The organism is Luteococcus sanguinis (genome assembly GCF_039527675.1).
Lineage (GTDB): Bacteria > Actinomycetota > Actinomycetes > Propionibacteriales > Propionibacteriaceae > Luteococcus > Luteococcus sanguinis.
The window spans coordinates 85,656-107,798 of sequence record NZ_BAAAKI010000025.1 but is presented as its reverse complement, the minus strand read 5'-3'; the positions used below and the strand labels follow the sequence as shown (position 1 = coordinate 107,798).

Annotated in this window: 19 protein-coding genes; 6 read left to right on the top strand and 13 right to left on the bottom strand. The window is 66.2% G+C overall.

The window, feature by feature from the left end:
* Positions 1-62: 62 nt before the first annotated feature.
* The 4 genes from ABD089_RS13415 to ABD089_RS13400 form a co-directional block, all read right to left on the bottom strand.
* Positions 63-1,520, bottom strand: a complete 1,458-nt coding sequence (locus ABD089_RS13415; RefSeq protein ID WP_343886966.1) for a sugar transferase — start codon at positions 1,518-1,520, stop codon at positions 63-65.
* 355 nt (positions 1,521-1,875) lie between these two features.
* On the bottom strand, positions 1,876-3,039 hold the full coding sequence (locus ABD089_RS13410) for a nucleotide sugar dehydrogenase (protein ID WP_343886964.1): 1,164 nt from the start codon (positions 3,037-3,039) through the stop codon (positions 1,876-1,878).
* Between the two features lie 40 nt (positions 3,040-3,079).
* Complete coding sequence (locus ABD089_RS13405; RefSeq protein WP_343886963.1) at positions 3,080-3,901, bottom strand: aldo/keto reductase; 822 nt, start codon at positions 3,899-3,901, stop codon at positions 3,080-3,082.
* A 69-nt stretch (positions 3,902-3,970) separates the two neighbouring features.
* On the bottom strand, positions 3,971-4,531 hold the full coding sequence (locus tag ABD089_RS13400) for a mycothiol transferase (RefSeq protein WP_343886962.1): 561 nt from the start codon (positions 4,529-4,531) through the stop codon (positions 3,971-3,973).
* 94 nt (positions 4,532-4,625) lie between these two features.
* Here ABD089_RS13400 and argS point away from each other — a divergent pair, with 94 nt between their 5' ends.
* The 3 genes from argS (at position 4,626) to ABD089_RS13385 (ending at position 8,040) form a co-directional block, all read left to right on the top strand.
* Positions 4,626-6,260 (top strand): arginine--tRNA ligase, encoded by a 1,635-nt coding sequence (gene argS, locus ABD089_RS13395; protein WP_343886960.1) that lies wholly within the window; start codon positions 4,626-4,628, stop codon positions 6,258-6,260.
* A 50-nt stretch (positions 6,261-6,310) separates the two neighbouring features.
* On the top strand, positions 6,311-7,246 hold the full coding sequence (locus tag ABD089_RS13390; protein ID WP_343886959.1) for a LamG domain-containing protein: 936 nt from the start codon (positions 6,311-6,313) through the stop codon (positions 7,244-7,246).
* A gap of 290 nt (positions 7,247-7,536) precedes the next feature.
* A complete protein-coding gene (locus ABD089_RS13385; protein ID WP_343886958.1) occupies positions 7,537-8,040 on the top strand; it encodes a glycine cleavage system transcriptional repressor in 504 nt (167 codons plus the stop codon).
* A 118-nt stretch (positions 8,041-8,158) separates the two neighbouring features.
* On the opposite strand, the gene ppgK is transcribed toward ABD089_RS13385, so the two are convergent.
* The gene (gene ppgK / locus ABD089_RS13380; protein WP_343886957.1) at positions 8,159-8,914 is read right to left on the bottom strand and encodes a polyphosphate--glucose phosphotransferase; all 756 of its coding nucleotides are present in this window, start codon (positions 8,912-8,914) and stop codon (positions 8,159-8,161) included.
* 155 nt (positions 8,915-9,069) lie between these two features.
* On the opposite strand from ppgK, the gene ABD089_RS13375 reads away from it, so the two are divergent.
* The gene (locus tag ABD089_RS13375; RefSeq protein ID WP_343886955.1) at positions 9,070-9,579 is read left to right on the top strand and encodes a YdcF family protein; all 510 of its coding nucleotides are present in this window, start codon (positions 9,070-9,072) and stop codon (positions 9,577-9,579) included.
* A gap of 16 nt (positions 9,580-9,595) precedes the next feature.
* Here the strand turns inward: ABD089_RS13375 and ABD089_RS13370 are convergent, their stop codons facing one another.
* The 7 genes from ABD089_RS13370 to ABD089_RS13340 all read right to left on the bottom strand — a co-directional run bounded on the left by ABD089_RS13370 (position 9,596) and on the right by ABD089_RS13340 (position 17,158).
* Positions 9,596-10,705, bottom strand: a complete 1,110-nt coding sequence (locus ABD089_RS13370; RefSeq protein WP_343886954.1) for a glycosyltransferase family 2 protein — start codon at positions 10,703-10,705, stop codon at positions 9,596-9,598.
* 116 nt (positions 10,706-10,821) lie between these two features.
* Positions 10,822-11,673, bottom strand: coding sequence for a class I SAM-dependent methyltransferase (locus ABD089_RS13365; RefSeq protein ID WP_343886953.1), 852 nt, complete (start codon positions 11,671-11,673; stop codon positions 10,822-10,824).
* 19 nt (positions 11,674-11,692) lie between these two features.
* On the bottom strand, positions 11,693-12,490 hold the full coding sequence (locus tag ABD089_RS13360; RefSeq protein ID WP_343886952.1) for a hypothetical protein: 798 nt from the start codon (positions 12,488-12,490) through the stop codon (positions 11,693-11,695).
* A complete protein-coding gene (gene wecB / locus ABD089_RS13355; protein ID WP_343886951.1) occupies positions 12,487-13,608 on the bottom strand; it encodes a non-hydrolyzing UDP-N-acetylglucosamine 2-epimerase in 1,122 nt (373 codons plus the stop codon). The genes ABD089_RS13360 and wecB overlap by 4 nt, the downstream gene beginning before the upstream one ends.
* A gap of 6 nt (positions 13,609-13,614) precedes the next feature.
* Positions 13,615-14,511 (bottom strand): polysaccharide deacetylase family protein, encoded by an 897-nt coding sequence (locus ABD089_RS13350; protein WP_386769737.1) that lies wholly within the window; start codon positions 14,509-14,511, stop codon positions 13,615-13,617.
* A gap of 266 nt (positions 14,512-14,777) precedes the next feature.
* A complete protein-coding gene (galE, locus tag ABD089_RS13345) occupies positions 14,778-15,767 on the bottom strand; it encodes a UDP-glucose 4-epimerase GalE (RefSeq protein ID WP_343886949.1) in 990 nt (329 codons plus the stop codon).
* A gap of 56 nt (positions 15,768-15,823) precedes the next feature.
* The gene (locus ABD089_RS13340; protein ID WP_343886948.1) at positions 15,824-17,158 is read right to left on the bottom strand and encodes an FAD-dependent oxidoreductase; all 1,335 of its coding nucleotides are present in this window, start codon (positions 17,156-17,158) and stop codon (positions 15,824-15,826) included.
* 98 nt (positions 17,159-17,256) lie between these two features.
* Here ABD089_RS13340 and ABD089_RS13335 point away from each other — a divergent pair, with 98 nt between their 5' ends.
* A complete protein-coding gene (locus ABD089_RS13335) occupies positions 17,257-18,558 on the top strand; it encodes a glycosyltransferase 87 family protein (RefSeq protein WP_343886947.1) in 1,302 nt (433 codons plus the stop codon).
* A 7-nt stretch (positions 18,559-18,565) separates the two neighbouring features.
* Positions 18,566-19,447, top strand: a complete 882-nt coding sequence (locus ABD089_RS13330; RefSeq protein WP_343886946.1) for a glycosyltransferase family 2 protein — start codon at positions 18,566-18,568, stop codon at positions 19,445-19,447.
* A gap of 75 nt (positions 19,448-19,522) precedes the next feature.
* Here ABD089_RS13330 and ABD089_RS13325 read toward each other — a convergent pair whose 3' ends face one another.
* Positions 19,523-22,096, bottom strand: coding sequence for a right-handed parallel beta-helix repeat-containing protein (locus ABD089_RS13325; protein ID WP_343886945.1), 2,574 nt, complete (start codon positions 22,094-22,096; stop codon positions 19,523-19,525).
* Positions 22,097-22,143: the final 47 nt, after the last annotated feature.

Sequence of the window (22,143 nt, the reverse complement as noted above, 5' to 3'; positions counted from 1 at the left end):
ACAGGGTGGCGGCGCGGTTTGCGTTGCTGGTGCCTCGTTGCTGGTGCCTCGTTGCTGGTGCCTCAGTAGGCGCCGTTGCTGAACAGCACGGCCTTCACGGTCTGGGCCATGATTGACAGGTCCTGGGGCATCGACCAGTTGTCGACGTAGTACAGGTCCAGGCGAACCGTGTCGTCCCAGCTCAGGTTGGAACGGCCGGAGACCTGCCACAGGCCGGTCAGGCCCGGACGGACCTCGAGGCGCCGGTTGACGTGCGGGGCGTACTGGGCGACCTCGCGGGGCAGCGCCGGACGCGGACCGATCAGCGACATGTCACCTCGCAGCACATTCCACAGCTGGGGCAGTTCGTCGATCGAGAAGCGACGGATGAAGTTGCCGATCTTGGTGATGCGGGGGTCCTTCTCCATCTTGAACATGACGGAGTTCGGGCCCTGGTTCTGCAGGGTCTTCAAGATCTCCTCGGCGTTGGTCACCATGGAGCGGAACTTGAGCATCTGGAAGTGCTCGCCGTAGCGGCCGACGCGGGTCTGGCTGAACAGGATGGGGCCGCCGTCGTCGAGCTTGATCGCGATCGCGGTGGCCAGCAGGATCGGGCTGGTCAGCAACAGCACCAGCGCAGCGCCGACGACGTCGAAGGCGCGCTTCATCCAGCGTCCAGCCTTCTGGGTGCTGGGCGGCTCGACGGTCACCAGCGGCATGCCGGCCACGGGGCGCACCTGGATGCGCTGGGCGGCGATGTCGGTCAGGGCGGGCGCGACGATCATCTGCGCGCCGTGGGACTCCAGCGCCCACGCCATCCGGCGGAAGCCACGCGAGGACGGGAAGGCGCCCTCGCCGAAGATCACCGCGTCGACATCGCGGGACTCGACGATGTTGATGGTGTCCTCCGGGGTGCCGAGCACCGGGAGGCTGAGGTCGGAGGTGTCCGAACCGGCGGGCACGAGCGCGCCGACGAGGTAGTAGCCGAGCCAGTTCTCACGCTGGGTGACCGACTGCAGTTCCTTGACGTGCTGCGGGTTGCCGACGAGCACGACGCGGCGGGTGAGCCACATGTGCCGGCGCAGGATGTGGATCGCACGGCGCAGCAACGAGCGGGTCAGCACCAGCAGGGGGGTGCCGATCGCGAAGAGCAGGACGTAGAAGCCCCGGGCCAGGTCGAACTTGGTCAGGTAGCAGCAGATGCCGACGAAGGCGGCGGCCAGCAGCGAGCCGTTGAGCACGCGCGAGTACTCGTCGGTGCCGGCGCCCAGATTCTTGTCGCTGTAGGCGCCCGCGGCTGCCAGCGAGACCAGCCAGATGATGACACCGAGCGGCCACAGGTAGGTGGCGCTCATGCGCAGGGCGCCATCGGACTGGAATCCGGGCACCAGGCTGCGGAAGGTGAGCGCGACCAGGGTCGCCAGCGTGACGGTCAACGCGTCGGCGGCGATCAACAACCACGGCGCAATCGTGCGCGACCGGTGTGAAATCCGGCGCGGGATCATCAGCCTGCTCGGGCTGATCTGTTGTTTCAAGAGCATGTCTCCACCCCTGTTGGTGGGTGGTCAATCAGCCAGGCCACGGTTCGGCCCAGCGTCAATTCCCCCGAGTGACGTCTGCCTGCATGCTCGAGACTCGCTCGAACGCATCGGTCGCAGGGAGGATCCCATGCCCGAACTCGGATTGCCCCCCGACAACCAACTGGGTTTCACTGTAGCGAGAGTGGGGGCCATGGCTCCCTCCCTCGTTCTCAGCAGGCCGCCAGATCGAGGGGCCTGGACGACCGTCGAAGAGGCCCGAAACCGCGTCTGTCCAGCGGTTCTGACCGTGCGGGCCACCTGGTTTGTGATGTTTGGTTGCGAGACCGTGACAAGACATTCTTCAGGTTTCAACCTGTCAGTCCGAACCGAACAGGTCCCGGGTGTAGACCTTGTCGGGGACGTCGGCGAGCTCAGGAGCCTGCCGGTTGGCGATGATCACGTCGCAGCGCTGCTTGAAGTCGTCCAGGCTCTTGACGACCTCCGAGTGGTAGAACTCCGGCTCGTCCAGGGTGGGCTCGTAGACCAGCACCGGGATGCCCTTGGCCTTGATCCGCTTCATGATGCCCTGCACGGAGGACGACCGGAAGTTGTCGCTGCCCGTCTTCATGGTCAGTCGGTAGATCCCCACCACTCGCGGGGCCTTGGCGAGGATGTCGAAGGCGATGAAGTCCTTGCGCGTGGCGTTGGAGTCGACGATCGCCTTGATCAGGGTCTGCGGCACCTGGTCGTAGTTGGCCAGCAACTGCTTGGTGTCCTTCGGCAGGCAGTAGCCGCCGTAACCGAAGGAGGGGTTGTTGTAGTGGGACCCGATGCGCGGGTCAAGGCCCACGCCGTCCACGATCTGTCGGGTGTCCAGCCCATTGCGCAGGGCGTAGCTGTCGAGCTCGTTGAAGTACGCCACGCGCATCGCGAGGTAGGTGTTGGCGAACAGCTTGATCGCCTCGGCCTCAGTCGGGCCGGTCAGCAGCACCGGGGTGCCCTCGTCCAGGGAGCCCGCGCGGAGCAGCTCGGCGAAGGCCTCAGCCTTGGGTCCACTGCCGCCCACGACGATGCGAGAGGGGTGCAGGTTGTCGTAGAGGGCGCGGCCCTCGCGCAGGAACTCTGGGCTGAACAAGATCTCCAGGTCGGGGTACTTGTTCCGCATCGATGCGGTGTAACCCACCGGGATGGTGGACTTGATGACCACGGTCGCCTCGGGCGCGGTGCGGGCGACGGTGTCGATGACCTGGTCGACCGACGAGGTGTCGAAGAAGTTCTTCACGTCGTCGTAGTTCGTGGGCGTGGCGATGATCACGTAGTCGGAGCCTGCGTAGGCGTTCTGGGAGGTGGTCGCGGTGAGGGAGAGTTCACGTTCGGCCAGGTACTGCTCGAGCAGGTCATCGGCGATGGGTGCCTTGCCCTCGTTGACCAGCCGCACGCGACGAGCGTCGAGGTCGACGGCAGTCACGTCATGGTGCTGGGCGAGGATGACGGCATTGGCGAGCCCGACGTAGCCGAGCCCTGCGACGGCGATCTTCATGTTCGCGAGTGTAACCGCGTCGCAGGGTCGGCCTGTCGGATCAGAAGTCGGCGTCCTCCGGGGCGGCGCCCAGGCGGTTGCCGGAGTCGACGGAGTTCACCGCGTCCATCTGCTCGGACGACAGTTCGAAGCCGAAGACGTCGAAGTTGGACGCGATGCGCTCCGGGGTGACCGACTTGGGGATCACGACGTTGCCCAGCTGCAGGTGCCAGCGGATGATCACCTGCGCCGGGCTGACGCCCAGCTCGGACGCGATGCGCGCGATCTTCTCGTCCTCCAGGTCCTTCGACTGGCCCAGCGGGCTCCACGCCTCGGTGGTGATGTCGCGGGAGTCGAGCACCTTGCGCAGCTCGGCCTGGTTGAAGGTCGGGTGCAGCTCGACTTGGTCGACGCTGGGCGTGGCGCCGTTCAGGGCGTCCAGGTGGGCAGCGTGGAAGTTCGAGACGCCGATGGAGCGGGTCAGGCCCTCGGCCTTGAACTCCTGCATGGCGTCCCAGGCCTCGATGTAGGCGTCGCCATACTTCTTCGTGGCGGGCCAGTGGATCAAGTAGAGGTCCAGGTGGTCGAGGCCGAGCTTCTCGAGGCTGGTCTCGATCGCCTTGCGGGCGTCGTCCTTCTTGTGGGAGTCGTTCCACAGCTTGGTGGTGACGAACAGGTCGTCGCGGGCGATGCCCGACTCGGCGATCGCGCGTCCGACGCCCTCCTCGTTGTTGTAGGCGGCAGCGGTGTCGATGTGGTTGTAACCCACCTCGAGGGCCTTGGCGACGACGGGCTGCACCTCGGCAGGGGCCACCTGCCAGACGCCGAAGCCGAGCTGGGGGATCTTCACGCCGTCGTTGAGGGTGAGGAATGGAACAGTCATGGTGTTACCTCCGGTTGAGTACGGGTTCGACCCTAGTCGCGGGCTGGGGGAAACAGGGCTGGCGATGCCTTACGCCGACCGCTGAGCCTCGATCAGGTGGCGCAGGTATGCGAGCTGTCCGACGTGTTGGGCGACGTCGTCCAGGACGCTCACCAGCCGCACCGCACCGGTGACCGGCGGATCCCAGCCGGTGTCGACGACACGGTCCAGCGCACCCGGGTGGGCGTCGAAGGCGTCCAGCGCCGCAAGGGTGGCGCCGTGGACGTCGGCGTAGTAACCGAGCAGCAGGCTCGGGTCGGTGGCGCCGAAGGCATCCACCTGTTCGTCCGACATGCCATAGCCGTGCGCGTCGGCGGCGTAGGGAAGAGCGAAGCGATCCCGCCAGCCCTGCTCCCAGACGGTCGCGGCTGAGGGATCGATGAGCTTGCGGACGAGGTCGGCCACCTGCTCGTCCTCGACGCGGGCGAGGTGCCAGGCCAACCAGCCGGCGGGGTTCGCGCCCGGTGCCGGTCGCCAGGCAAGTTGGTCGGTGGTGAGGCCGGTGATGGTCGGGGGCAGGTTCTCGGCGGCGCGTCCGAAGGCGTCCGCGAACAGGTCGAGTGTCATGGTCTCCTCCTGGTTCAGTTCCATGCGTTCGGTTCCATACAACGCCCGATGGCAGCGGGCCACCAGCCCCTTCGCCATGCGCGAAGAGCCGACGGGTGCCCGTGAAAGAATGTGCCCCATGTCGTCCTTGCCCTCCCTGCTCACCGAACGCGTCCAGTCCGTCACCGGCGTCGACCCCGAGATGCGTCCGGCCACCAAGCCGCAGTTCGGCCACTTCCAGTCGAATGTCGCGCTGCGCCTGGCCAAGGCCGAGGGACGTCCGCCGCGCGAGGTCGCAGCGTCCATCGTCGAGAAGCTGCAACTGGACGACCTGTGCGAGCCGCTGGAGATCGCTGGCCCGGGCTTCATCAACTTCCGGATCAAGGCCTCCGTGCTGGCCCGGACCGCGCAGGAGCTGCTGGAAGACGAGCGCCTCGGCATCCCCCTCACCGAGCAGCCGCAGCGCGTCGTCATCGACTACTCCGCACCCAACGTCGCCAAGCAGATGCACGTCGGCCACCTGCGCACCACGATCATCGGTGACTGCTTCAACCGGGTGCTGACCGCGGAGGGTGACACCGTCATCCCGCAGAACCACATCGGCGACTGGGGCACCCAGTTCGGCATGCTGATCGAACAGATCCTGGAGGAGGGCATCGACGCGTCCTCGCTCACCCTCGCCGAGGCGGACGAGCTGTACAAGCGCGCCGCCGCCCACTTCAAGTCGGACGACGACTTCGCCACCCGCGCCAGGGCCCGGGTCTCGACCTTCCAGGGTGGGGACGAGGAGTCGCTGCGCATCTGGAAGCAGCTCGTCGACATCTCCAAGCCGGGCTTCAACGAGGCCTACGAACGGCTCAACGTCCTGTTGGCCGACGATGACCTTGCCGGCGAGAGCACCTACAACGACGACCTGCCCGTGCTGGTCAAGGAGCTCGAGGAGTCCGGCGTCGCGGTGGTCGACGACGGTGCCCTGTGCGTCTTCGTGGACGGCTTCGAAGCCCCGCTGATCGTTCGCAAGCGCGACGGGGGCTATGGCTACGCCACCACCGACCTGGCGGCGATCCGGCGCCGGGTGCGCGAGCTTGACGCCAACCGCATCATCTACGTCACCGACGCTCGTCAGGCCGGTCACTTCGCCCAGGTCTTCGCCGCCGCCCGCAAGGCTGGCTACCTGCCCGACTCGGTGCAGGCCCAGCACATCGGGTACGGCATGGTGCTCGGCGACGACAACAAGCCGCTGAAGTCGCGCGACGGGTCGGCCTTCAAGCTGTCGGACCTGCTCGACCTGGCCGAACAGAACGCCACACCCGAGATCGCGCTGGCCGCCATCAAGTACGCCGACCTGTCGTCCGGGCTGCAGAAGGACTACGTCTTCGACCCGGAGCGGATGACCCAGACCACCGGCGACACCGGCCCCTACCTGCAGTACGCCCACGCCCGGTGCGCGCAGATCCTGCGGACGGCCGACGCGCAGGGGCTGGCCGTTGGGCCGATCACGGTGCTGGACGAGCCGGCCGAGCAGCAACTGGCACTGCTGTTGTCGCGCTTCGGCGAGGTCGTTGACGAGGTGGCCGAGGCGCTGACCCCGCACAAGCTGTGCACCTACCTGTACGAGCTGGCGAGCGCGTACGCGTCCTTCTACGAGCAGTGCCCGGTGCTGAAGAGCGAGGGCGAGGTGCGGGCGTCCCGGCTGGGGCTGTGCGCGCTGACCCGCAAGGTGCTCGCCAAGGGCCTGGACCTGTTGGGCATCGAGGCACCCGAGCGTATGTGATGTGTCCCGCGTAAACTTACTTCGTTCTGGCTCAGCCATATACTCTCAATGTGAACTCCAATCCAATTGAGGCCGAGGCGCGCCCGCGAGCCACACGCCGCACCTTGGCTGCGGCCCTCACCGGGTTGGGGGTGGTCGCACTAATCGGGGACCGATCTGAGCGTGATTCCACTGGTTATGGGCGAGTGAGGGACGTCCCTCCACCTGCGGCGGCCGCAGGCTTTACCAATCGCGTCCTGTTCGATGATTTCGATGACCTTGCGACCATCGACATGAATTGCACTGGCAAAAATGGGTACATCTGGTACCCATCTGGTGTGCACCTTTGGAACATGTCTGATACCCCGCGGGAGGCGATCGAGGTGCGGGAGTCAGTGCTGACCATCTCCCCCTTGACAAGCAATTTCAACATGCAGCTGGCGACGATGGATCCGAATACTCGTGCGGGACAGACTTTCGGCCAGGGTTACTTCGAAGCGCGAATCAAGTTTCCTTCCGGACACGCGGGTGTCCAGGGTGGGGGAATGTCTTGGCCTGCCTTCTGGTCCGTAAGCCAGTCGCTGTTCGACAACACGGTGGGGGGCGAGGGGTACGCGGAACTGGACTTCTTCGAGTCTGGTAACCCGTCAGATGTGTTCGGAGGCACGGTCCATGTCTGGCGCACCCCAACGGTCGAGTCTCACTTTCGGAACCCCAACGTCAGCACAGCCACAGGCAGTGATTTTTCCCAGTGGCAGGTTGTAGGCTGCCTTTGGTCCGCCGAGAAGTTTTCATGGTATTTGAACGGCGTTGAACTGAGGTCTGTACGGCGGACGGTCGATGGTGTGTTACCCGAAATGGTGGAAGATTCGACCTCAAACAAACGTTCGGACGTTAGCTTCGGGATATTCGATCTTGAAGCGGAACGACGCGGGATGAACGTCATACTTGGGACTGGAGTGGGGCGACCTTTCAGCATCGATTGGGTGCAACTCTGGACCGCCTGAGCGAGACATGGGGAGCCAGCTGGGGTCCCCAACCCTGCAAGGGATGGACGGGCGTCCAAGTTGTCGGGCAGCATGGAGGCAACCACTCCCAGACGCGGGCGAGGGCTCTGGAGCCCCGCCTCGAGAAGGCAGTCCCGATGCCGTCGCGACGAACCCTCAGCAATGTGATCGCTGGTGTTCTCCTGACGCTGTGCATGCCCTTGGTCGGGATGCTGGCGATGCAGGCCGATCATGGGAGTGCCCACCCCACCCAGCAGCCATCCACCGTGGGTGACCGATAGGCTCGCCGCATGGCAAAGCTGGTGTTGACGGCAGTCGCGGACGACCGGGAAGGTCTGGTGGCCGCCCTCGCGAGCGCGGTGGCAGACCATGGCGGCAACTGGCTCGAGAGCGAGATGGCCCGGCTGGCCGGCAAGTTCGCCGGCATCGTGCTCGTCGAGGTGGACGATGCGAAGGTCGACGAGCTGGTGGACGCGATGGACGAACTCGGCGCGCTGGAGGTACGGGTCACCCGCGCCGATGCTCCCGCGGATGCTGACGGCGACCACCTGTCGCTGCACCTCGTCGGTCAGGACCGGCCGGGCATCGTCCGCGAGGTCGCCCGCACGTTGGCGGGTCTCGGGATCACCATCGACGAGCTGGCGACCGACACGGTTGCCGCGCCGATGGGCGACGGGACGCTGTTCGAGGCCGACGCCCGCATCAGGCTGCCCGAGGGCGTGGAGCCAGATGCGGTCCGTGAGGCGCTGGAGGCCATCGCCACCGAGCTGATGGTCGACCTCGACCTGGCCTGAGTCCTCCGTCCGTCGCCAGTTTCACCCGATCAGTCCCCGAAGGAACACATCAGCCCCAATCGACGGGGACTGATCCGGCACCCAGGGGACTGATCAGCGGAAACAGAGCGTGGACGGACTACTTGGACGCGTGCTCGGACGCGAGCCAGGCGGCGCCGATGATGCCAGCCTGGTTCTGCAGCTTGGCGGGGATGATCGGCGCACGGAGCTTCAGCTGCGGCAGGAACTTGTCCGCCTTCTTGGACACGCCACCGCCGACGACGAACAGGTCGGGCCACAGCAGCATTTCGAGGGTCTCGTAGTAGCGCTGCAGACGCGGCACCCACTCGTCGTAGCTGAGGCCCTCGCGCTCGCGGGCGGAGGCGGCGGCGCGCTTCTCAGCGTCCTTGCCGTCGACCTCGATGTGGCCCAGCTCGGTGTTCGGAAGCAGGACGCCGTCGTTGATGACCGCCGTGCCGATGCCCGTACCCAAGGTGGTCATGATGACGACACCCTCGGCGCCCTTGGCAGCACCGAACTGCACCTCGGCGACGCCGGCCGCGTCCGCGTCGTTGACGATGGTCACCGCGCGCCCGAGTTCGTCGGAGAAGAACTTCTCGGCCTCGAGCTTCTTCCACTTCTTGTCGAGGTTCGCCATGAAGGGGATCATCCCGTGCACCACCGGGGCCGGGACGGTGATGCCGACCGGGCCGTCGCCGAGCTGATCGGCGAAGTGGTCGACGATCTGGCCGACGACCTTCGCGACATTCTTGGGGGTCGACTCGGCGGGGGTCTCGATCCGCAGCCGCTCCGCCGCGAATTCACCCGTCCCCAGGTCAACGGGGGCGCCCTTGACGCCCGATCCACCGATGTCGATGCCCAGCACTGTGCTCATGGCGTCACAGTAGACCAGACACGCGAGGGCTCGTCCATTGCCTGAGGGGTAACGTGAGGGACGTGACGCAGAGCCCTGCCCCCGCCACTGTGACGCTGGTTCGACGGGAGCGCCCTCGACGGCATTGGGTGCGGTGGTTTGCGGGGATCACCCTGGTGCTTGCCCTGGTCGCTGGCGTTGGCCTGCACCAGTTCGCGCAGCGGGTCGTTTACCACGCTCACTACGATCCCGTGCCAACCGAACAGGTGGACGTGCTGTTCGTGCTCGGCCCCTTGGATACGTGGCGTGTGGACTACGCCAAGGAGCTCATGAGCCAAGGCGTCGCGAAGAACCTCGTCCTGTCAACGCCAAACCCTTCGTGGGATCAGCGTTACTGCGGCCAGGACGCTGGATGGCCGGTCTACTGTTTTCCGCCCAACCCCTCAACCACCCGAGGTGAGGCGCAGAACCTTCGAGATCTGGCAGCCAAACACGGTTGGACCACCTTCACGATCGTCACCGTCGACGTCCACGCTGCGCGCACACGATTCATCATGAAGCGCTGCCTGGGCCAGGACATTCCAGTGGTTGGCGTGCACTGGCCCATGGAGGCCAACTGGTTGCGCTACCAGGTGCTCTACCAGCTCGGTGGGTACGCCAAGGAGATGGCCCTCGGCCGCTGCTGAGGGACCCGGGCTGGCGTCAGTGCAAGACCTTGACCTGGTCGAAGGGCTCGGGAGCCGCGGAGGCGCCGTTCCATTCGGGAATGTCTGGCACATTCGAGGGCACCCACGACTTTGCGGCGTCGATGCGCGTCTCGATCGATGGTGTCCGGATGGGCTCCTGCGGAAGCGAACGCCGGATGCCGAAGCCCATGTTGTACAACTCCTCGAAGTAGCGCTTCGACTGCAGGCTCATCAGGGACATCACGGTCAGCGCCACGGCGAGGGTGCAGGACGCAGTCGCGATGCCATCCCACCCGAGGTGCCCGGTCAGGGTGAGGATGAAGCCGACGACGCCGAAGAACAGGCCCATCAGCAGCGGGACCCAGAAGGGACGCCACAGGTAGCCGTTGATCAGCTGCCGGTAGGTGGTCAGTCGCGAGGTGGTCGAGGTCAGCGCCGAGCGGGAGACGCGCTGTTCCAGGCCGGCCCAGGACAGCGTCGCGGGGATCTCGACGATTCGTGCGCGCAGTACCTGCGCCTTGTAGATGATCTCGACCATCACGTCGGGGCCCTCGGCCTTGAGCGTCAGCCCGCGGACGAAGGGCCCGTCATAGGCGCGCACCATGCCGGTGAGGGTCTTCACGTCGTGGTAGGCGGTGAAGTTGAGGAACTTGTTCGCCGCCTGGGACCGGACGGCGAGCGGCCGCGGCACGCGGACGGACGCGCCACCCTCCATGTAGGGGGAGGCGATGACGATGTGCGGGTGGGATTCGGCCCAGGTGTCGATCAGGCGCGCGATGTCATCGACCGAGTAGGACAGGTCACAGTCGACGGCGACCACGACATCGCCGGTGGATGCGGTGATGCCGGTACGCATGCCGGCGCCGAGGCCGGCATTGCGGCGGTGGGACAGGATCCGGACGGGGGTCGAGAGCGCCTCGGCGGCGCGGGTGGCCACGCCGAGGGTGTCGTCGTCCGACCCGTCGTTGACGACGATGATCTCCCAGTCGAACTGGTTCTTTGACTGAGCGAGTTTGTCGATCTCGCGCAGCGTGCGCGCAACCGTTGCCTCCTCGCGGAAGCAGGGGATCACGAAAGATCCCGTTGCCCGTGCGTCATCGCCAGCCGTTCCGCGAACCGTGGACATGTGTTACCCCCTCGAGCCGCTCCCCCGGGAGCAAGCGTCAACGGTTCACAGACTAGTCAAAGCAACCGCGCAGGGCACCGCCGACCCAAGTTTCCCATGGACTTCTCAGAAGGCCATCAGGAGCGGCGGACGGCGGTGAAGGTGACGAGGTCGTCCAGCGGGTACGGGATGGCGACGCGACCCAGGCGCCCGTCCAGCAAGGACTTTGCCCGGCTTCCATCCGGAAGGGACTGGCCCACCACGGTGGCGAGGCTCACGCTCTTGCCCGTCCGGCGCCAGCTGGTCAGTTCCAGCCCCCAGGGTTCGACCGCGGCCCGTATGGCCTGTTCGGTGAACAGCCAGAGCACGGAGGGAGGGCTGAGCTGCTGCCAACGCGATCCCGTCAGCCGCGCGGTGCGAGAGCGGGCGTCCCAGGTCTCGCAGACCAGCACCCCGCCCGGGCGCAGCAGCTCGGCCGACCGCTTCAACGCTGCCACCGGGTCGGGAAGGTGCTCAAGCGACTGAAAGAAGGCGACGGCATCGTGGGGGGCGTCCGGCACCTCCTCGAGAGTGTGGACGACATTCGCTCCGCGCTCCCGCGCGCGGTTGCCGGCCCATTCGGAGATCTCGACGCCGACGGCCTGCCATCCGGCCCGTTGAGCCTCGAGCAGGCCGAAACCGGTCGCCGAGCCGATTTCGACCAAAGAGCCCGGACGAGCACCGGGGCCGAGCGCGGCGGTGAGCCGGGCGATGCGCTCTGTTGCGGTCCGGCGGTGCAGCTCCTCGTCCGCCTCGTAGTTGGCGTAGCCGGCGCGGGACCCCCCGTCGACGAAATAGCCCTGGTCATAGAGGCTGCGCAGGTCGTCCGGCATCGGGTCGATCTGGCCTGCGCCGCAGGTGCGGCAGACCAGGTATTGGTAGTCGCGGCTGCTGGCAGGGCGCAGTTCATCGCGGCCCACGTGCAGGCACAAAGGACACAGTGTTGCCATCGTCGCCCCTCGAGAACGGTCAGTTGCTGGCGGCGCCCTGTCGCACGAGACGGAGGGCCGCGGCCAGAGTGATGATCGTACCCAGAACGACCAGCGGAGCGGTGCCTGTTCGTGGATTCTCGTGCAGCATCCCCAGCCCGACCAGGATGGGCCACACGGTGCTGGCCAGGTACATGGCGCCCAGCGCCGTGACGGCGGGGCGCCTTGCCAGCCCCTTGGTGAGGAAGACCTGGCCGACGACCAGCCCGGCGGGGACCAGCAGGGCGTGGACCCAGTCGGTCGTACTCCATTCCCAGAAGTGCCAGAACACCCGTCCCGGGCTGGAGGCCAGCAGTCGGGCGCCGATCGCGCTGGTTCCGAAGCCGAGACCGCCCAGAAGCCCAAACCACGCCGCTGGCCATCGGCCCCACAGGAAGCCGAGGCTGGCGGCCAGCGCTGCGAACAGCACCGGCACGGTCCAGGGGTGGACGAAGGTGGTCGGGCCCGGCTGCGTGGACATGCCCAGCATCGTGAGGCCGGCGATCATCCCGATGATGGCCAGCCCGTCCAGCCAGCGCAGCCGGTGCATGCCCAGCAACTGGCTGAGCAGCGCGGTCACCGCCAGCGCGGCGACCGACGCAGCCTGCACGAACAGCAGCGGCAGGTCGGTGCGAGCGGCGAAGGTGAGGAAGAAGCCGACGCCCTGCAGCATCGTCCCGTACCACCAGAACTTGGAGTGCAGCGCCCCGCCGTCGGCCTGGGAGCCCTTCGTCAGCAGGACACCGTCCACGCCGTAGGAGAGGACGGCCAGGCCGATCAGCACGTACGACAGCGTCACGCGGTGCGCTCCCGGGCGGGCCAGCGCCGGTCGATCTCGGCGACGATCTCGTCGCTGACAGCCTCGGTGCGGTACGGGAAGTCGCGGTGCGCGAGCTGTTCGCGCCAGCCGGCGGAGACGTACCAGGCCTGGGTCAGGGTCTCGACCGGGTCGTCGTCGCCGAGCAGGCGGCACCACCCGTCCAGCAGCTCCGGGCGTTCGGTGGAGTCGCGGACCACCAGCAGCGGACGACGAAAGAGACAGGCCTCCTCCTGCACGCCGCCGGAGTCGGAGATGATCAGGCCGGCGGTCTGCTCCAGCGCCATGAACTCCTTGGGCGGAAGCGGTTCGATGATCGTGATGTCGTCGAGGTGGTCACCGATGCCCCACGCGTCGATGTTCTTGCGCGTGTGCGGGTGCAGCGGCAGCAGCACGGTGGTGCGCTTCGCGACGGCAGCGAGGCCGTCGAGCAGCGCGGTGAGCTGCGCTTGGTCGTCGACGGTGCCGGCGCGGTGAATCGTCGAGAGCACGAACATGTCCCGCTCGACGCCGTACTTGGCCATCACCTCGGCCAGTTCGTCGTCGGTGGCCGCCAGCGAGACCATCGCGTCGGCCAGCGTGTTGCCGGTGAGCACGATGCGCTCGCTCGCGACACCCTCGTGCGCGAGTTGGTCGGCGTTGGCCTGCACCGGCGCGCAGCACAGCTCGGCGACCTGGTCGACGAGGATGCGATTGATCTCCTCGGGCATGCCCCGGTCGTGTGACCGCAGCCCGGCCTCGACGTGGACGACCGGAATGCCCAAGGTGTTGGCGGCGATCGCGCCGGCGAGGGTCGAATTGGTGTCGCCCTGGACGACGACGGCGCGGGCCGGGTGTTCGGTCAGGTAGCGGGTGAGCTCCTGCACGGCGAGCCCGATCTGCTCACCACGGCTGCGTCCGCCGATCTCGATGTGCTCGCTCACCTGCACCCCAGCGAGGTCGTCCAGCACCCGTCCCCACATGTTCGCGTCGTAGTGCTGGCCGGTGTGCACCACCCGGCCGCGCTTCCCGAGGGCACGCGCGATGCCGGCCAGCTTGATCGCCTCGGGGCGGGTGCCGAGGACGAGGACGACGTCGTTCGAGCTTGTCTGCGTGCTCATCCTTGCTCAGGCCTCGCGGCCGCGGGCCAGCAGGTCGATCGAGCGTTCCTTGACCGGGATGCCCTTGATGCTCTCGGCGTGCTTGGCGACGTTGACCAGGTTGAAGGCGTTGTTGAACTCGTCCAGCACGAAGTCGAGCATCTCCTGCTTCTTGCCCAGCGGCATGTTCATGCCGGGGAAGAACTCCAGGCCGGGGGCGTCCTTGCCGTCCAGCAGGTCGAGCGGGTGCAGCAGCAGCGAGGGCTGGGTGCCGGTGGCTTTGCAGAAGGCCAGCGCGGCCTTGATGTAGGCCTTTGCCACGGGCATCGAGTAGCCCGAGAGGTAGATGACGTAGGACGCGTGGATCGGCACCCGGACGAGCGGGAACACCGTCACGGGAACCTCGGTCAGCTGGACGGCGGGGCTCTGGACGCCAGCGGTGCCGTGTTCGCAGGGGGCCTTCCAGGTGAAGGGCTTGTTGGGCAGGGCGGCGTCCCACAGCGAGCCGAACAGGGCCTTGCGGTCGTTGCGCTCCTCCTTGGTGAGGCCCTTGTTGGTGCGCAGGTAGTACTGGCGGGCGAAGGGGCCGATCCAGGTGGCCAGCACCGAGCAGTCGTAGTCGTAGTCGAGCTCGACCAGGGCGCGCATCAGGTCCGGCGACATGGCGAAGCCGGGGGCGCGGAAACCGCGGGGCTTCGGCGCGCCGGCAGCTTGCAGGGCGTCCTCGGTGCGCTTGAGCTCGTCACGCAACTTCTCGGGGGAGTACAGGTGCAGCCAGGGCTCGTGCTCGTAGGAGTGGGAGGCGATCTCGCAGCCGTACTCGACGAGACGGCCGACGAAGTCGGGCCCGTCGGCGGCAGCGGCGTCGGCGCCGACCACGAAGACCGAGGGCTTCAGATCGTGCTTGGTGAAGCAGTCGACCATCCGCTCGCCCAGGATCGGCAGGTAGCTGGGGCGTTCGACCCAGTCCGCATCACCATGCGTGCGCTTGTAGCTCCAAAAATTGTCCGCGTCGAGCCCCACGCTCGCCATCGGCTTGTTCATTTTTCCCCCAGTTCCCCGTGACACGCTACGTCCACACCCTAGTAACGCGGGCTGGGTTGGGATAACCGGGGGGGGGGGGTGGTTGGACTAGGCGCTTCGATACCGAGCGGACAGGCAATCCTCAGCCGATGGGGCAAGAGACACCTCTAATAGCCAAGCTTCTGCTTCCGCACGGGTAGCCAAGCGATCGCGTCACGGACGCCGTCCACCTCAGTGAGTTCAGACCGCCAGCCCAGCAGCCTGGCTGCTCGGTCGCTGACGGTGTAGGTACCGGCGACATCTCCGGGGCGGGGCGGGCCCTCGACAACCTCGAGGGGCTTGCCTGTTGCAGCCTCGAAAGCAGCGACCAATTCACGGACGGTGACCCCTCGTCCGGTGCCGAGGTTGATGGCCACAGCAGGCTCGCGCCCAGTGACCTGGTCGAAGCGCTCCAGGGCGGCTACGTGCGCCTTGGCCAAGTCCCACACGTGGATGAAGTCGCGGATTCCCGACCCGTCCCGCGTGGGCCACTCCACCCCGGTGACCGTGAATGGCCGCTCCTCGAGCCATGCGTCGAGCAGCTTGCCCATCACGTGGGTGGGGTGTTCGATCTGCTGGCCGGTGCGCAGCCTGGGGTCCGTTCCGATGGGGTTGAAGTAGCGCAGGCTCAGCACTCGCAGCGCGCTCGCAGCCGCCACGTCGCCGAAGACCTGCTCCATCATTGCCTTGGTGCGCGCGTAAGGGCTCGCCGGAGCTATTGGGGAGTCTTCGGTCACGGTGAAGTTGTCGTCGGGTGCGTAGATTGAGGCAGACGAGCTGAAGAGCAACCGGTTGACGCCGTGGTCGGCCATCGCCGTGAGAAGGTCGAGGGTCTTGCCGACGTTGTTCTCGTAGTAGGCGAGCGGCTCGGCGACAGATTCGGGGACAACGATCTTCGCAGCGCAGTGCACAACGGCGTCCACATCCCCAGCGCTGAACACCTCATCCAAAGCGCGTCGGTCGGCGAAGTCGGCTTCGATGAGCGTCCGCCCATCGGTGAACTCGCGACGCCCCGTCGACAGATCATCCATTACCACCACGTCGTGGCCAGCATCGAGGCAGGCGGACGTGACTGTACTCCCGATATAGCCAGCACCGCCGACGACCAAGACCTTCATGTGCTTCCCCCTGATTTGTTTTGATCGGCTCTCGCCGGAGCCAGTTTCTCAGAAAGTCAGACGACCAGTGTGTCCAGGGCCGCGTCGACCAGCTCAAGCGAGGCCTCGACGTTCAGAGTTCCCGTGGTGTTCTGGGCGGTACCCACCACGTGCACGCCGGGGACGCTGGTCACGAACGGGAGGGGTTTGCCAGCCCCGGGGACGGGAAGTGGGACGACGTGCCGGGCGCGGTTGATGCTGCTGGCCAGCACTTCCGGAGTGAAGTCGGGGAAGGCCTTGCCCAAAGCGTCCAACATTCGCGCGCGCACCTCGTCGTCGGAGAGCTCGAACCACTCGTCGTCCGGAGCGCAGTAGTGCGGCAGGTAGACGAGGCTCGCGCCGCCGGTCTGCTCGGCGGGCAGCAGGGCGTGCATGCCGATCACGCCGGTGAGGCCCAGATCGTCCACCAAGTAGGTGATGTAGCTGTCGTTCGGAGGGGTGGCCAGGAGGAAACTCCCGCACACGACTCCCAACAGCGGACGGCTCAGCTGTTGCCGCTCTGCGTCGGTGAGGGCGCCTACCAGCCTTTCGACGATGGGCGCCGGCGTCGTGACGAAGACGCGGTCGCCTTCGATCGATTGTCCGTCGTCGAGGGTGACACGCACCCCGCCCGAAGGCAGCGACTCAACGGACTGAGCGGCCACGCCAGTGCGAATCTCACCGCCTGCTGCCTGAACCCGGCTCAGCATCTCCTCGAAGACCGGGGCGTACCCGCCCGGCAGCACGCCGAAGCGATTGCCCTTCTGGTCGAGCATGGCCTTGACGAGGCGACGGAAGGTGGACACGACGAAGGTGGCCGAGACACGCTCAGCCTGGGTGCCGAGCTTGGCGCGCAAGATGGGTGTCCAAAAGGCCTCCATGGCACTGGCCCCGGCCGTGGTGCGCAGCCACTTCACCGACGTGGTGCGGTTGGCGAGCTTCATGGGCAGGGCCAATGAGGCCGCGACCGAGGCGCCGATGCGGGCCCGGTCGGTCAACTTGAGCATCGGCAGTGTCGCCATCTGCACGATGCTGGTCGCAGGGTAGCGCTTTCCGTCGGCGACGATCTCGGCGGGCGCGGAGGTCCAGCGGATGGTGTCCTTGAGCCCGAGCTCGTTGAGCAGCGCGAGCACCCTTTCGTCGCTCTCCAGGATCACGTGGTAGAAGCGGTCGACCTCGAAGCTCTGGCCGTTGATCGTGAACTGCTCGGTCGCCGTCAGGCCACCCGCAGTGGGCGCCCGGTCGACGAGCGTGACGTGGTGGCCAGCCTGGCTCCCGCGCAGGGCGATGGCGGCACCGGTGGCGCCGCCGCCGATGATGATCCAGGTTTCGCGCGCGGTGGAAATCTCGGGGGAAATGGTCTGGCCTCGCATGGAATGAGACTAACCCGTGGGTCTGCTGTGGGTCGCTGGGCAAGTACGCCTCCCCCCTCGCCGGACCCCTAGGGTGGTTCCGAGTCGCGGGGGGAGACATGATGCGAGGAGTTTGGGGGAGGCGAGCCGGGGTCGTGGTGCTGGCGGTGCTGGGGGCACTGCTGACGGCGCGCTACGCCTGGGCGACCTGGTTGGCCAGGGCGCCATGGGGAGCGCGCTATCCCTACGAGAACCCGGTGATGACCGACTTCCGTGACACGGTCATGCTGCCTTGGCGGATGATCGATGCCGGACGCAACCCCTACGACCTGGTCGCCCATGAGGCAATGTTTCCGGACTCCCAGGAATTCAACCCCTACGGCCCTTGGTGGTTGACGGCGATGCATCCGATCGGGCGGATGGGTTGGGACAACGCCACGCTCGCCTACTCGATCCTCTTGGCGATGGCGACCAGCCTGGGCGCCTTCGCAGCGGGCTGGTGGATGTCACGCCGGGCAGGCCAGTGGGGCGGGCTCGACCTGCCGCCCGCAGCAATGGGCTTCGCGATGGTGGTGCTTGTGTGGGTTTGGCGTCCGACGTCGGTCGGCATGGGGCTGGGAAATGTCGGCTCCTTCGCCGCTCTGTGCGCACTGCTGGCCCTGTTGGCGCCAGGGACGTGGTGGAGCGCGCTGTTCCTCGCGCTCGCTTGGGTGAAGCCCCAGTACGGAATCCCGCTGGTTGTCGCGCTGGTGGTGCTGCGTCGGTGGCGCTCTGCGTTCGCCGGTACGGCCGTGGCCGGCCTCGCGAGCCTGCCCATGGTGGTGAAACTCTCCGGGTTGGCCGGCGGCTTCGGCGCCCTCGTCCGCTCGGTGCTCGACCAGACCGCTCAAGTGGGTGCGCGCAGCGGTGGAGAGCCCTTGGAGGGCCGGGTCGACTTCGGCCTGTGGTTCGCACTCCTCGGCGCCAGCGAGACGATCGCTCTGCTCATCGGCGTCGTCCTGGTCGCAGCGGCTTCCGCTCTGGCGCTGCGTGTCCAACGCGCTGGACGTCCGGGGGCAGCTCTGTTGTTGGTGACCGTTGCGGTGCTGGTCGGGTTCCCCCATCTGCACTACGACCTCACGATGCTGCTCCCGGCTGTCGTCTGGGCCGGGGTCGAACTTGTGCAGCGCGCCGACCGTCGCTGGGGTGGCATGGTCGGGCTGCTCGGCCTGGCGATCGTCCTGCTGATCTTCATCGGCATCTTCCCTGGAGCGCTGGTCATGGACGGGGCGCACTTCTCACGTCTGCAGGCTGTTCTGCTGGGGGCATCTGCTCTTCTCATCGCTGTGTGGGCGCTGGCAATCCCTTCTGGGCAAGTTGCTCTGGACCGTGAGGATGGCAAGCTTGCCTCCGGAATGAGCACGTACCGATCCAGACGCTGAGGCAGTGATGACCCTGAAGATCTCCGCCGTTGTTCCGTCCGTAAAGCGACACGATGCTCTGGTCCGCGTCGTGGACGCGCTGCTGTCCCAGACCCAGCCTCTCTCTCAACTAGTGGTCAGCGTTCCGGACGAGGCGGTGGCAATCCCCGCTCAGCTCCGCGGTCGCCAGGGCGTGGCGGTCGTCACGAGTGGGAAGGGCGCGTCCCGTCAGCGAAACACAGGCGTCGCGGCACTGGACGCCGACACCGACGTCGTGATTTTTCTCGACGATGACTCGGTTCCCCGAGATGACTACGTCGCTCAGGTGGAGGCTGTCTTCAGCGAATCCCAAGACGTCATCGCGATGACCGGTCGAATGGCCCGTGACGGCGCAGCGGAGAAGATCGAGTTGACCCCGGCTGAGATCACCTCGGCACTTGAGGCCTCCCATGACCTGGACGGCGTCGAGCAGCAAGAAACGTGGAACCAGCTGTACGGCTGCAACATGGCGATCCGATATGCCGACGTCGTGGCCACGCCGTTCGACGAGGAACTGCCCCTCTACTCGTGGCTTGAGGATCTGGACGTCGCAAGGCGCTTGGCGAAGCGTGGACGCTTGGTTCGTGACCCCCGCTGCGTCGTGGCACACCAAGGCAACGCTTCTGGTGGCCGCACCCAGCACATTCGCTTCGGTTACAGCTCAGTGGCCAACCCGATCTACCTGCTCAACAAGGGGAGTCTCCGTTGGGCAGACCTCGCCCCGCTGATTGTGATTCCGGTGCTCGGAAACCTCCGGGGGCTGCTAAGCAAGGAGTCCGATGAGCGTCGAGAGCGGTTGCGAGGCCAATTCATGGCCCTCACCGACCTCCCGCGACGGCGCATGACGCCCGCGCGCATCACCGAGATCTGATCGGGCGATTTTGTGTGCTTGGCCGAGAGCACGGGGTCTGAACCGCTGAGTCAGACCCCGTGCTGTACTCCACCGTCAGCGCGGACCCGCGAGGAAGGGGTTCCCAGGCGTTGCCTTCTGAGTGCCGGCCGATCCCGACCTCAGGCTGTAGTTCCCTGCGGCTCGGTTGCTGAATCCGGGGTCCGCCACAATGGACGAGTGGTCGTATCCCTGTCCACGCCACTCATCCAGAGGACTGTCATTGGCCGTGAGCGGCCAGGCACCAAGCTGTCCGACGGTGAGTGGCGCCGAACCCGTCTTGATAAGCATGCCGACGTGCCCGGAGAAGTCGTTGCGCTGGTCGACAAGATCCAGCCGTGACGTCCCGGTCACGAAGCGCTGCTGCCCCTGCGCAGTGGCGTACGTGAAGTTCACCGGCCCGAAGCACTTGCTGTTTGACCCACGTGAGTACACCGCGGGCATCCATTCAAACGTGTCGCTGACCACCGAGGCGACGGAAGTGGTGCTGACGATCGGGGGCTGATGCCACGCTGCCCCGCCCTTCATGGCCAGAAGGGCGACAACGTACTCATGGTTTGCCTCGAGCACGACTGGCTCGTCAAGAGAGGCGAAGACACAGGCGTTGCCGCCCACCCCCACCGCAGGAACGTGAGTCGAGGCGACCACTAGGCCGGTCGCAAGGTCGACGATCTCGACCGAAACCGAGGAGATGCCATTCTGCGGGTCCAGCGAGCCGTCGTAGTTCCAGAGAACGTTGTTGTCGCTGGTGATGGCACGGTTGATGGTCTCGATCAGTGCGGAACCGTTCGACGCCACGACATTGTTGGAGATCGCCGCAGCGTATGAAGACACACCACCGAGCCAATACCGGCTCTCGCCACCGCCGACTCGGATCTGGGTGCGTGCGTTGTCCGCCACGATGTTGTCCTTGATGACAAGGCCAGCGGCGTCGTTCGGGGCCCAGATACCCTCGGCCGCATGATGCACGGTGTTTCCTGTGACCTCGATCAGAGATGAGGCCTGGTCGAGATAGATGCCAGTGGAGGGCATCACGTAGCCGTTCACATGATGCACGTGGTTGTCCGTCACGTACGTGTTGTCCTGGCGGCCGACCGTGTAGATACCACCCAGATCGGAGAGAAGACCCAAGCCAAGGTGGTGAACGTGGTTGGACTTCACCAGATTGTCGCGGACGCCCCGCGACTGGTAATCCCAGGACCAACCTAGGGAGATCCCGCTGTAGAACCCGTGGTGTACCTCGTTGTATTGCACGGTCGCGTGGTGAACACCCTGGACGAGAATCCCCGTCGCGAGATGGAAGACGCGTCCGAAGTTGCGCACCGTGCAATCCTGCACCGTGATCCATCCCGTGCTGTACGTATCGTGCCCGGGACCGATGAGGTCGGAGGACACCTTGAGACCACCTCCACCGAGGTCGAAGAAGTTGCACCCAGTAACGGTGACCCGGCGACTGTTGGACAGGATCTCAAGCCCAGTTCCACCCATCGCGCTGAAGTCGCACCTCGTGAAAGACACGTCGCGAACGTTTGTCATGCTGATGGCCGCATCCACGCAGGCCCCGCCCTGCTGCAGCATCCAGATGGTGCCGTCCGCGCGGCGCTTGAACGGAGCATAGTCGCGGTCCACATGTGCGAAGTGCAGCCCGTCGAAACTGTGCCCGCCGGCTGGCCTCTCCAAGGTCCCTTCGATGCGCATGAGGCGCGTCAGGTGGGGGGCGAGGACTTGGGTGTTGCCAAGCGTTTCACCGTCCAGAGGCAGATACGTAAGAGTGCCCGCGCTCCGGTCGAGGTACCACTGGCCGGGCTGGCTCAACGCTTCACCGACGTTGTCGAGATAGAAATGGCGATCCTGCCACGCCTCGTCACCCGGGGTGGGACGGATATGCACCTGCGCCCAACCGTCAGCGATGTGCCTGATGGGCATCCGCTCGTCGAAGGAGGCTGTGGGGGTGACCAAGTCGATGTCGGACTGGTTGCGCCAGTTGCTCTGCAGGGCACCCGATGAGTAGCTGAAGGCGGTCGAGTCCTTGGCGGCTGGTGTCCCGGGGAGGAACTTGGGCAAGGCCCGGGGCAAGTCCACCAAGGTCTGGTGGCTGCTGACCACTTCGTGCATGACAGCGGGGAAGACCGGGCGCGGGCGCCACCCGTCGTTGACGTACAGGGAACGGAAGATGCCGTCCTTGCCCTGTCCGGTGGGAGCAGCCGTCACCCAAGCGGTCCTGCCTGCAACAACCGTCTCGCGCCAGTTTCGAACGACGTGCGCGCCGCTCACTACCGGCGTCTCTCCGGGGTAAGCACGCCAGGCGATTGTGCCGCCGCTCGGCAACACCGGCAGCTCCAGAGGGGTGGAGAGCTCGTAGCGCCCGCCGCGAAGCCAGATGGTGACATTCCCCGAACCCTGGGAGAGGCGTTGTGTCGCCATCGCCAGGGCACCGTCAAGCGTTCGCAGTGGTGCATCGACGCCTCCGGAATTGTCGTCCCGGCCGAGCAAGGGGTGAATGTAGAGGTCTTGGGGCGAAGGGGTCCCCTCCGCATGGGCCACGACTCTTGGGCCAGCAACGACAGCAGCTCCCGCGATTGTTGCCCCCAAAAGGGTGCGGCGAGACAGGGTTAAGGGCGTGTTGGACATGAACGTTCCTTGCGTGGGGTGGCGATCCCGGGGGTGGAATCCTCATG